The following is an 11,697-nucleotide window of genomic DNA, read 5'->3' on the forward strand; positions in this document are numbered from 1 at the left end:
TCGGAACGGATTCCAGCCAAGCTGCGACGCTGTCACGCCCCACCCTGCGTTGCCGCTTCGGGCCGGGGACGCCCTCGCTTCGCGACACCCCCACGATCGAACTCAAGCCGTGATGCCATGCCAAATCGAGGAAGGCGGCCTTTTCACTCCTCCTTGAAGGCGCGAGCGAAACTGTCGGCGACCGGCTGGAAGAGATATTCGAGCAGGGTTCGCTTGCCGGTGACAACGGAGACGTCCACCGGCATTCCCGGATATAGCTTCACTTGCGGCAGCTTCTTGAGTTCGTCGGCACCCACCTCGACCGTTCCCCGGAAGAACGTCGCGCCGCTGCGCTCGTCGATTTCGGCGTCGGCCGAAACCCGCGTCAGGGCGCCCTCCACCGTGGGCGTGGTTCTCTGCTTGTAGGCGACGAGCCGCACCGTCGCCGGCAGACCGGGGCGAACGACATCGATATCCAGCGGCTGGATCTTGACGTCCAGCACCATCTTGTCCTGATCGGGAACCAGATCGAGGATAATCCCGCCGGGAGGCACAACTCCGCCCGGCGTGAAATACCGAAGGTTCATTACTGCCCCGTCTTCCGGCGCGACGACGTCTCGTCGCGCCGCACGCGCGTCGGTCTTCTGAAGCGCCTTTTCGAGTTCGGAGCGTTTTGTCTGGACATCACGAAGGTCCTCGGCGGCCTTCTTGACATAAGAGAGCCGGCCATTGTCGATCTGCGCTTCCGCCTCGGCGATCTGCTGCCGCAGGCTTTCTATGCTCCCGCGGTTCGAGTCGGCCTCGCCCTGTGCGGCAATGACCTGCCGTTCGAGCTGGAGCACGCGGGACTTCACCCCATAGCCTTTCTTGAGAAGCGTGCGGGCGTCCGCCAGCTCTTCCCGCAGGGACGGCAGCTGGATCTCGAAAGCCGCAACGCGCGCAGCGAGCGCCGACATCTGGGCATGGTATTGGGCGATCCGCTGCTGCCATACCTCGACCTCCGACGCCTGAACCTTGGCCTGGTCCTGGAAGATGCGCTCCTGTCCGGCCATGGCCTCGGCGACGGTAGGTTCGCTGCGCCGGGCCGCCAGGTCCGCCGGAAAAGCAATCGTCTTCAGGCCGTCACGCTGCGCGATCAGGCGGGCTTCGCCGGCACGTGCTGAATCGAGCTCGCCGCGCACGGCGTCGCGATCGGATTCCGCGTCGAGCCCGTCGAGGCGGACCAGTATCTGACCCTGCTTGACCAGGTCTCCCTCCCGGACCAGGATTTCCCGGATGATGCCGCCTTCCAGGTGCTGTACGGTCTTGCGATTGCTGTCGACCTTAACCACCCCAGGCGCGACCGCCGCGCTCGTCAGCGGCGCGGTGGCTGCCCAAAGGCCGAAGCCGCCGAACAGCAGGCCGATGACGGTCAGGCCGCCGAAGACATGGGCGCTCACCGCCGGCCAAGCGGGCGGTGGCGGCGGCACTTTCAGCGACAGCGCGGCTTCCGTCACGACCCGGTCCTTTCGGAGCTCACGACCCGAACCTGCGGCGGGGCGGACTGCTGCTCGGGGCGGCGCAGTTGCGCCAGCACGACGTCGCGCGGGCCGAACATCTGCGCCTGGCCTTCATTGAGCACCAGGACGCAATCGACGTTCACCATCAGCGACGGGCGGTGAGCGACGATCACCACCGTCGAGCCGGCCTCCTTCATGGCGGCAATCCCCTGGTTCAGCGCTTCCTCTCCGATGGCATCGAGATTGGAGTTCGGCTCATCCAGCACGACCAGTGCCGGACGGCGATAGAGCGCCCTGGCGAGACCGATGCGCTGGCGCTGCCCGCCGGAAAGCACCGATCCCTGTTCGCCGATCTCGGTATCGTAGCCATTCGGCAGCTTGAGGATCATCTCGTGCACGCCGGCCATCCGCGCGGCGGCCACGACCTCGGCCGGGTCGCCTTGCTCCATGCGGGCAATGTTCTCGCGGACGGTGCCGGGAAAGAGTTCGACGTCCTGGGGGAGATAGCCAACATGGGAGCCGAAATCGGCGCGATTCCAGGCAAACACGTCGACGCCGTCGAGCCGCACCCGTCCCTGCTGTGGCGAAAGCATGCCGACGATCAGGCGGGCAAGCGTCGACTTGCCCGCGGCCGACGGCCCGATCACCGCAAGCACCTGGCCTGGCGGCACAACGAAAGAGAGGTTCCTCAGCACGGGCTCCCTGGCGCCAGCAGGCGTATAGACGACTGCGTCGACTGAGAGCCGTCCCTGGGGGCGCGGCAATTCCATCCCCGGCGGGCGCAGCGACGGAGCCTCGAACAGCCGGTCCAGCCGACGCCAGGCCTCGCGCGCGGCGGTCGTCTGTTTCCAGGTTGCGATAGCCTGCTCGACAGGGGCGAGCGCGCGCGACATGATGATCGAGGCCGCGATCATGGCGCCGGGCGAGACTTCGTGGCGCAGCGACAACCAGGCGCCGAGCCCCAGCACCGCGACCTGCAGGAACATGCGGAACGGCTTGGTGAAGGCATTGATCAGGCCGGCCCAGTCGCTGGCGGTCGTCTGCAGCGCGAGCACCGACGCATTGGCCGCATCCCACCGCCGGGCGAGCACGCCGCCCATGCCCATCCCGTCGATGACCTCGGCATTGCGGAAACCGGCATCCGCCGCCTGATAGGCGCGCGCGGAAGCGGCATTAGCCTGTTTGAGGGTGTTGGCCGTCAGCGCGTTGTTGGCAAGGGCGAGGCCGAACAGGATGATCGCGCCGCCCATCGCCAGGAGTCCGAGCAGGGGATGCAACAGGAAGATGAAGGCAAGGTAGAGCGGCATCCATGGCGCGTCGAACAGCGCCATGATGCCGCCGCCGCCAAGATAGCCGCGCAGCGTGGCGAGATCGCGCAGCGCCTCGGTGCGGTAGGAGGAGCCGCGCAGCGCGTTCTCGAGCCCGCGGCCCAGCACCTGCGGCGACAGCACGCGGTCGATCCAGGTGCCGAGCTGCACCAGCAGCCGCGAGCGGAAGAATTCGAGCGCGCCCATGGCGGCGAGCGCCGCCGTCGTGATCAGCGTCAGATAGACGAGCGTCTCCACGCTGCGTCCCGCCAGCACACGGTCATAGACCTGCAGCATGTAGATCGAGGTCGATAGCACGAGCAGGTTGATGACGAAGCTGAACCCCGCCACCGCGGCGAAACCGCCGCGGCAGCGAGAGAGGGCGAGACGCAGGGCGTTGTTCATCGCTGGCTCCGGCGCATCTCCGCTCAAGTCCACTCGATGAACTTGCTGTTGTCCAGCCCAAGCAGCTGCGTCAAGCTCGTCACGTCGTCCAGCGTCGCCACGTGGACGCGGCCCGTCGTATCGCTCCAATTGTTGTCGTACCAGAGTTCGCCCTTGCCGGTGTCGCTGTTGAAGACGGCGACATAGGCATTGGCCGCACCCGCTGTGCCGTTGACGATCTGCGCGTTGGTCTGGGCTGTCTGGATTTCCACCACCTTGTTGGTGTCGCCAACCGCGATGTTGGTGATGGCGTTGCGGTTCTGATAGTCGGAGGCGCTGAGCCCGGCACCGGCAGCAGTCGCGATGGTATTGGCCGCGTTCCAGCTGCTCGCCCCCTGCTGCAGACCAATCGTGTGGCCCGCGACAGCGAAGTCCAGAATGGTGTCGGTGCCGTTCGAGCTCGGAGCGATCATCCGGAATTGATCATTTCCGCCGCCGCCCAAGAGCACATCGTTGCCGCCCCCGCCGCTCAGAATGTCGTCCTGTTGACCGCCGAGCAGATAGTCGCGTCCGGCGCCGCCGGACAGCGTGTCGCTGCCATTGTAGCCGGCAGCGATATCGCTGCCGCTTCCGCCGGAGAGAGTATCGCTGGTGTTTGCGTTAGCCCCGACAAGCACGTGAAAATCCGCGCTGGTTGTGTTGTTCGCCTGATCGGTGACAGTCACGTGGACATTGTAGTCGCCGATGACGGCCCCGTTCGATTGATTGGCCGTCAGATTGCCACCCGAGTCGACCGTGACATTCGACGCCGGAAGAGCGTTGTTGGAGGTGGCCGAATAGCTGAAGGTGAAGGTGTCCGTTGCGTCCGGATCACCCAGTTGGATGAAATGACCCAGAAGCGCATTGTTGCCGGTCTGCGTCGGCATGAAATCGATGCCAGTCGGCCCGCCGAGGTCGCCTGGGTCGTTGTCGGTGATCGTACCCACCCCCTGGCTGTCGGAAATCGTCGCATTGGTTGGGTTGCTGAGGTTGACGTAGAACTGCTCCGTCTGCTCGAACACCGCATCGTTGACGATCGTCAGAGTGATGGTCTTGCTCGTTTCGCCGGCCGTGAAGCTGAGCGTGGCGCTCAGCGCGTCGGGTCCGGCGGTGTAGTCGCCGCCGGCCACTGCAGTGCCAGGCGCGACCTGATAGTCCACTGTGGCCGGGAGAGCTGTCACGCCCGTCTTGGTGACCGTGAAGGTGACGGTGCCGTCCGCCTCGCTGACCGTGACGTCGTTGATCGAGAAGCTAGGCGGCGAGTCGTTGTCGTGGACCGTCACCGTCGCCTTGTCGCTGGTGTCGAGCGCCTCGAAGTTGCCGCCGCTGGTGCCGCTGACGCCGACCTGGTAGTTGATGCTGTCACCATAGACATTGTTGTCGGCGACCGCAAAGGCGGTGGAGACACCGCTGGTAGCGCCGACCGCGACGGTGACGCTGGCGCCATTGTCGAGGCTGATCACCAAATCCGAGCCGGTGACGGCATTGGCCACATGGGCGGTGATCGTCGCCGTGCCGGCGCCCTCGTTGACGCTGACGTCGTCCAGCGTGATTGCCGTGGTGTCGATGGTGTCGGTGACGTTGGCCGTCGCCGTGCCGGTGCCGACCACCAGGTGCTCGAAGTTGCCGCCCGAGGTGCTGACGATGGTGGCCGTCAGGTGGGAGGCATCGACATAGACGTCCTCGCCATTGCCTGACGCAATCGTCAGCGTGCCGGTGGTCTGGCCGTCGGCAATGGTGATGTCGCCCTGGTCGGTGTGGACCGTGGTGACGCCCTGCGAGGCATTGCTCAACGTCGCCGTGAACACATAGTTGGCAGCCGCCCCCTCGGTGACCGTCGAGGCGCTGAGGTCGACCGTCGCGTCGGTCGTGGTGTCGGTGACGTTGGCCGTCGCCGTGCCGGTGCCGACCACCAGGTGCTCGAAGTTGCCGCCCGAGGTGCTGACGATGGTGGCCGTCAGGTGGGAGGCATCGACATAGGCGTCCTCGCCATTGCCCGACGCAATCGTCAGCGTGCCGGTGGTCTGGCCGTCGGCAATGGTGATGTCGCCCTGGTCGGTGTGGACCGTGGTGACGCCCTGCGAGGCATTGCTCAACGTCGCCGTGAACACATAGTTGGCAGCCGCCCCCTCGGTGACCGTCGAGGCGCTGAGGTCGACCGTCGCGTCGGTCGTGGTGTCGGTGACGTTGGCCGTCGCCGTGCCGGTGCCGACCACCAGGTGCTCGAAGTTGCCGCCCGAGGTGCTGACGATGGTGGCCGTCAGGTGGGAGGCATCGACATAGACGTCCTCGCCATTGCCTGACGCAATCGTCAGCGTGCCGGTGGTCTGGCCGTCGGCAATGGTGATGTCGCCCTGGTCGGTGTGGACCGTGGTGACGCCCTGCGAGGCATTGCTCAACGTCGCCGTGAACACATAGTTGGCAGCCGCCCCCTCGGTGACCGTCGAGGCGCTGAGGTCGACCGTCGCGTCGGTCGTGGTGTCGTGGACCGTCACCGTCGCGGTGTGACTGGTGTCGAGTTGCTCGTAGTTGCCGCCACTCGTGCCGTTGATGCCAAGGGTCAGCGTGCTGCCATCATTGTAGACGTCATCGGCCGGCGCAGCGAAGGTCACATGGCCGCTGGTCTGGCCGTTGGCAATGGTGATGGTCTCGCCGTTCGACAGCGCGATGACGAGGTCGCCTTGCGGCGGATGGTCGACAGTCGCCGTGACGGTGATCGAACCGCCCTCGTCCACCGCCGCCGGAGCGCTGAGCGTAATGGTGGTGGTATCCTTGTCATCGGTGATTGTGCCGACGCCGTTACCGTCGGTGATGCCTACGTTAACGTTGGTCCCGAGAACATTTGTTGTCGCGCCGCTGAGCGTAACATTGAAAGTCTCGTTTGCCTCTTTGTAGTAGTCATCGATCGTCTGCACGGTCACCGTGGCCGTGGTCTGACCAGCCGGAATGATCACATACCCGCTGGTACCCGTATAGTCGGAACCGGCCGCTGCCGTGCCATCGCCCGTGCCATAGGAGACCTTGATGTCATAAGCATAGGCATTGCTCAGGCTGATGGTGAACTGGGCATTGCCGCCCTCCGTGACGGAGCTATCGCCGATCGAAACGGTGGGCAGCGTGTAGGTGTGGTCCGCGCTGGTGTCGACGCCCTTGATGCTGTCACCGCCGTTCACGCTCGTCGCGCGGATCCCAAGGGTGCTGATGTCGGTCAAACTCACGCTGCCTGTATAAGTCAGCGTCTCACCTTGGCTGATGAATGTGGACTTGCTCTCCCCGAGCTTTCCGAGGCCCGCGCTGGAAAGGTAGTCATAGCCATCCCACACGATTCCGGTGCCGTTCATGTTGAGCGAGTTGTCCGACTTCGCGAGGGTAATATTACCGTCGACCGTGGAATCGCCATCGGACCACCAGATCGCGTTGAGGTCTCCCTTGCCCTGCAGTGAAGTAATGACGAACTCCGTTTTACCACCGCCCACGTCCACGGCCTGGACCGACAGCACGAAGCCGTTCTGATTGATAGTAAAGACTTTGATGTCACCGACAGACATGAATAACCCCCTTTACGAGCGCTCGCGCACTCGTGCCCAAAATGCTCTTTGCTGGCGTACCCCCCTCGGTCGCCGCAATCGCGGGACAGGCATACCTATAGTCAGGTATATTAGCTTTTTATGATTTGGAAACCATAACGGGATATATATTGTCTGCTAATATTAACGATTCATTAGACATTTAACAAACCTGCGAGCCTGTCGATTGATGCATACAATCCTCCAAAGCGAGCTGCGTTTTGGGCGAATGATGTGCATCAAAACAACGACTTAAAGTGCGGCCCGCGTCCATCCGGCGCAGCGTGTTTTGATGGCGCGACGTTGACTCCACCATTGCTCGGTCGCTGCCATTTCTGTTGGAAATGATATCGAAATATGTCGTGCCGCGCGTAACCGGACAAAGTGGCTGGCCGTCAACCACGGCGCAATGCTGGTTCGCCAGGCCTGGCCGCCAGTATCTTTCGATCTCAGCCGGCCAAGCTGTCCTGCTCGGCGGCATTGGGGTCGCCCGGCGCCGTCGCCCAGGCGAGTTCGACCAGCGTCACGGTACGCCGTCCAACACCGTCGACCTGGCAGACGATGAGCCCCTGCTCCTCGATATAATCGAGCAGACGGCGCGCGCGGCGCAGCGAATGCGAGCCGTAGGCACGGGCGATCGCCGCGTCGCTCGGGCATGGCCAGCCCTCCTTGGCGGCGCGGGCGATCATCATGAACACGCCCTGCATGTCCTCCGGCAGCAGCGAAGCCCGCACCGCAACGTCCCGCCACGCATCATCCTCGGCCATGTCGGAGCCGACGCCGGCACGCGCCCGCGTCAGCATGCGGCGGAATTCCGAAAGGTCGGGCACCACCGAGGCAAGCCCTTCGATACGGCAGCGGACCACGAACTCCTGGTAGAGCACGCCGATGACGCGGAAGCCCGCATCGGGCTCGGCCAGGATGGCGCGCAGGATGCGGTCCATCCGTTCGCGCCGCTCGGCGAGATCCTCGGCGCTCGGCTGCGGCTCCGCCGGCTCGGGGCGGATGTCCAGCGGCGCGACCTTGGCCGCCATAAGTTGGTCGAGCAGGTCCGGCGAAGGCCGGCGCTGCGGCCTGACCGTCTCCGGCGGCGGCGCGGCGAGAATGATCGAGCGCGCATCCTCGAGCGCTGCTTCCGGCAGCGGCATCAGACGCGGCGTGCCGTTGCGCGGGCTGGTCTCGGTCTGGCCGATGCGCACGCTGAGCGGGCGGCGCGACAAGGCGGGCCCAAGCGCCATGAAATGGCCGCGCTCCAGGTCGCGGAAAGCTTCGGCCTGGCGCCGCTCCATGCCGAGCAGATCGGCCGCGCGCGCCATGTCGATGTCAAGGAAGGTGCGGCCCATCAGGAAGTTGGAGGCTTCCGCCGCGACGTTCTTGGCAAGCTTCGCCAGCCGCTGCGTGGCGATGATGCCGGCAAGCCCGCGCTTGCGGCCGCGGCACATCAGATTGGTCATGGCACCCAGCGAGAGCTTGCGCGCCTCGTCGGAGACTTCGCCGGCGGCGGCGGGCGCGAAGAGCTGCGCCTCGTCGACCACCACCAGCATCGGATACCAATGGTCGCGCGCGACCTCGAACAGCCCGCCGAGGAAGGCGGCGGCGCGCCGCATCTGGTTTTCGGCATCGAGCCCTTCGAGATTGAGCACCGTCGAGACGCGATGGATGCGCGCCCGCTCGCCGGCCGCCTGCAGGCCACGCTCGGTATGCTCCTCCGCGTCGATCACCAGATGCCCAAAGCGTTCGCCCAGCGACACGAAGTCGCCTTCGGGATCGATGATGGTCTGCTGCACCCAGGGTGCGCTCTGTTCGAGCAGCCGGCGCAAGAGATGCGACTTGCCGGAGCCCGAATTGCCCTGCACCAGCAGGCGGGTTGCCAGCAATTCCTCAAGGTCGAGGGCCACCGGCGCGCCTGCCGTGGTCTGCCCCATCTCGATTGCAACGGTCATGTCTCGATTCGGATCGTCTCCCTGCGCGCCCCGGACTTAGCAACCGGAGCGCGGCACGTCGAGCGCGGCCGGCGCCGGGCCACACGGTGTTCCACATCTATGGGCGAGCTCGTTTCGTCCCCGTGGGCGAGGGTCGGTTCGTCCCGATGGGGCGAATGGCGGCAGGCTGTCGGCAATCGCACTGGTCGGACCACCATTTCGCTGGCGCAATCCAGCCATTGGCGTATCATCTTTCCAAGAGAGGGTTCATGGCAGGAGGAGGCCAATGAACATCGCTGTGGAAGTGCCGGTCACAGACCTGACGGTGCAAGACCTTGTTTCGTCTGCTCTTTCAAATTTTCGCGCCGGCGACACGATCTCGACCCGGTCGATGCTCGATGTCATCCGACAATCGGACCCCACCTGCGAGGACAGCGACGACCATCTGGTCGAGCTGATCGTCATGGCCGCCGTTGGTAAGACCATGGGCGTCATCTTCGATCATCGCTCGCCCGATGAGAGGTTGCCGCGGCTGTCATAGCGAGCCCGTCGGCTGAAGCTTCCCAACGTCGTCATTCACGGGCCGAGCAAGGAGCGAAGCGAAGCGCGTAGACCTTGGAATGACAAACCAACAGGCGCTTCGGCTAAGCTCAAAACGGGCGACTTTGGCAACGCAGGCGCGCCGCCCGACGGACCCCATCTAGCTTCCCAGCGGATGCGGCATGTAACCGACGAAGCCCGCGATTTTCCAACGGCCGCCGACCTTGCGGCAGAAATAGAGCGTCTGCCACTTCAGCCGGTCGACGCCGCCATCGGCCTTGGCGACCGAGCCGTCGAACTTCTTGTGCAGCACCGCGCGGTCGCCATCGACGTCGATGTCGCGCATGTTGGTGACGCGGAACAGCGCTTCGCGCAGCGGCTCGGCGAATTTCGTTGCCGCGGTTTCCTTGGCCTGACGCAGCCATTCGTCGCGATAGATTTCGAGCCTCGGGAACTGCAGCCGCCAGGCATCGGCATTGCTGAGGAAATGCGCATGCATGCCGAAGAAGCTCTCTACGATGAAATCGTCCTCGACCATCGACCAGTCCTGACCAAGGAAGGCATCGATGTCGCGCCGCACCAGCATTTCCCACAGCGCGTAACGGTCGGCATCGCCTTCCGGGAACGGGTTCTTGTCGAAGGTCATGCTGGATCTCCCTCCTGTGTCTGCGCGGCCGGAAGCGGCGCCGACCGCAAGATGCTCAGGCTTCTGTAATAAAGCAACATGGATTTCGAAAAAATGTTGCTTTCCGACATTGGCTCTATGAGGATCGTGGCGACAGGCGTAGACGGCTGTTTGACCGGTTCCCATCCGTCGACAAGGAGGCTCACTTGCCCAAGCAGTGCTTTGGAAAATCCCACGTTCCGCTCTCGCCCGCCGTGCGCGCCGGCGATTTCGTCTATGTCTCCGGCCAGGTGCCGGTGGGCAGTGACGGGCTGGTGGTGAAGGGCGGCATCGCCGAGCAGACGGAGCAGGTGCTGCAGAACGTCAAGGCGGCGCTGGCGCTAGCCGGCTGCACCATGGACGATGTGGTGAAGACCACCGTCTGGCTGGAGGATGCGCGCGATTTCGGCACATTCAACACCGTCTACGCAAAGCATTTCCCCAAGGATCCGCCGGCGCGCACCACCGTCGAGTCGCGCCTGATGATCGACATCAAGATCGAGGTCGAGGCCGTCGCCTACCGGCCGGTCTGATCGCGAACACGCAGTAGCAGGGAGAGCACCGATGCAGTTCGATCTCCTGATCAAGGGCGGGCGTGTCATCGATCCCGCATCGGGCCTCGACGCGCAGCGCGACATCGCCATCGCCGATGGCCGCGTTGCCGCGATCGATGCCGCCATCGATGCCGAACATGCCACGCAGGTGGTCGATGCCAGGGATTGCATCGTCACGCCTGGCCTCGTCGACCTGCACAGCCACGTCTATTGGGGCGGCACTTCGCTCGGCGTCGATGCCGACCGGCTCGCCGCAAAGAGCGGCACCACCACCTTCATCGACGCGGGAAGCGCCGGCGCCGGGAATTTCCTGGGCTTCCGCCGCCACGTCATCGAGCGCTCGAAGGTCCGCATCCTCGCTTACGTCAACATCTCCTTTGCCGGCATATTCGGCTTCGCCAAGACCGTGTCCGTCGGCGAATGCAGCGACCTCAGGCTCTGCGAGCCGCGCGAGACGGTTGCCGCGGTGCGCGAGCATGCCGATGTCGTCGTCGGCGTGAAAGTCCGCTCCGGCAAGCATGCTGGGGGTACCAGCGGCATCGCGCCGGTTGACCTCGCGCTCGAAGCCGCCGACAAGGTCGGCCTGCCGCTGATGGCGCATATCGACGAACCGCCGCCGGGCCGTTCGGAAGTGCTGCCCAGGCTGCGCCGCGGCGATATCCTCACCCACTGCTTCCGGCCGTTCCCCAACGCGCCGGTCTTCGCGTCGGGCGCGGTGCGGCCGGACATGCGGCTGGCGCGCGAGCGCGGCGTCATCTTCGACATCGGCCACGGCATGGGTTCCTTCGACTTCGAGGTGGCGAAGGCGATGCTCGCCGAAGGCCTGGTGCCCGACGTCATCTCGAGCGACGTGCATCTCTACTGCGTCGACGGCCCGGCCTTCGACATTCTCGTCTGCATGTCGAAGCTCATGGCGCTCGGCATGCCGCTGCCCGAGGTGCTGCGCGCGGCAACGGTTGATCCCGCGCGGGCGATTGCCCGTCCCGAGCTCGGTGTGCTGAAGGTCGGCGGCATCGGCGACGTCGCGGTGCTGAAGCAGCAACCTGGCCGCTTCACCTTTGTCGACGCCGTCGGGGCATCATTGGTCGCGGATCAGCGCCTGGTCTCCAACGGCATCGCCATCGCCGGCAAATGGTGGCCGAACGACGCGCCTGACCACAATGAGACCGAGCGCTTCGAGGCGCATGCGGGTCATACGCATGTGGATGTGGCGGCCAGGCATTTTGGGAAGTGATCGGCCGAT

8 protein-coding genes are annotated in these 11,697 nt (G+C 64.8%); 3 read left to right on the forward strand and 5 right to left on the reverse strand.

Going from position 1 to position 11,697, the window contains the following annotated elements; translation table 11 throughout:
* Window positions 1-143: 143 nt before the first annotated feature.
* The 4 genes from MJ8_RS27415 to MJ8_RS27430 all read right to left on the reverse strand — a co-directional run bounded on the left by MJ8_RS27415 (window position 144) and on the right by MJ8_RS27430 (window position 8,717).
* Window positions 144-1,475 carry an HlyD family type I secretion periplasmic adaptor subunit gene (locus tag MJ8_RS27415; RefSeq protein WP_201411733.1) on the reverse strand — a complete coding sequence of 444 codons (1,332 nt, stop codon included), beginning with the start codon at window positions 1,473-1,475 and terminating at the stop codon, window positions 144-146.
* Window positions 1,472-3,190, reverse strand: a complete 1,719-nt coding sequence (locus MJ8_RS27420; protein ID WP_201411734.1) for a type I secretion system permease/ATPase — start codon at window positions 3,188-3,190, stop codon at window positions 1,472-1,474. The genes MJ8_RS27415 and MJ8_RS27420 overlap by 4 nt, the downstream gene beginning before the upstream one ends.
* A 23-nt stretch (window positions 3,191-3,213) precedes the next feature.
* Window positions 3,214-6,756 carry a beta strand repeat-containing protein gene (locus tag MJ8_RS27425; RefSeq protein WP_201411735.1) on the reverse strand — a complete coding sequence of 1,181 codons (3,543 nt, stop codon included), beginning with the start codon at window positions 6,754-6,756 and terminating at the stop codon, window positions 3,214-3,216.
* Window positions 6,757-7,223: 467 nt separating this feature from the next.
* The gene (locus MJ8_RS27430; RefSeq protein ID WP_201411736.1) at window positions 7,224-8,717 is read right to left on the reverse strand and encodes an ATP-binding protein; all 1,494 of its coding nucleotides are present in this window, start codon (window positions 8,715-8,717) and stop codon (window positions 7,224-7,226) included.
* 265 nt (window positions 8,718-8,982) lie between these two features.
* On the opposite strand from MJ8_RS27430, the gene MJ8_RS27435 reads away from it, so the two are divergent.
* A complete protein-coding gene (locus tag MJ8_RS27435) occupies window positions 8,983-9,237 on the forward strand; it encodes a hypothetical protein (protein ID WP_201411737.1) in 255 nt (84 codons plus the stop codon).
* 159 nt (window positions 9,238-9,396) lie between these two features.
* On the opposite strand, the gene MJ8_RS27440 is transcribed toward MJ8_RS27435, so the two are convergent.
* Window positions 9,397-9,882, reverse strand: a complete 486-nt coding sequence (locus MJ8_RS27440; RefSeq protein ID WP_201411738.1) for a hypothetical protein — start codon at window positions 9,880-9,882, stop codon at window positions 9,397-9,399.
* Between the two features lie 185 nt (window positions 9,883-10,067).
* Between MJ8_RS27440 and MJ8_RS27445 the strand changes: the two genes are divergently transcribed.
* Together MJ8_RS27445 and MJ8_RS27450 are read left to right on the forward strand one after the other, a co-directional pair.
* Window positions 10,068-10,433 carry a RidA family protein gene (locus MJ8_RS27445; protein WP_040990259.1) on the forward strand — a complete coding sequence of 122 codons (366 nt, stop codon included), beginning with the start codon at window positions 10,068-10,070 and terminating at the stop codon, window positions 10,431-10,433.
* A gap of 31 nt (window positions 10,434-10,464) precedes the next feature.
* The gene (locus MJ8_RS27450) at window positions 10,465-11,688 is read left to right on the forward strand and encodes an amidohydrolase/deacetylase family metallohydrolase (RefSeq protein WP_201411739.1); all 1,224 of its coding nucleotides are present in this window, start codon (window positions 10,465-10,467) and stop codon (window positions 11,686-11,688) included.
* Window positions 11,689-11,697: the final 9 nt, after the last annotated feature.

Source organism: Mesorhizobium sp. J8 (assembly GCF_016591715.1).
GTDB lineage: Bacteria > Pseudomonadota > Alphaproteobacteria > Rhizobiales > Rhizobiaceae > Mesorhizobium.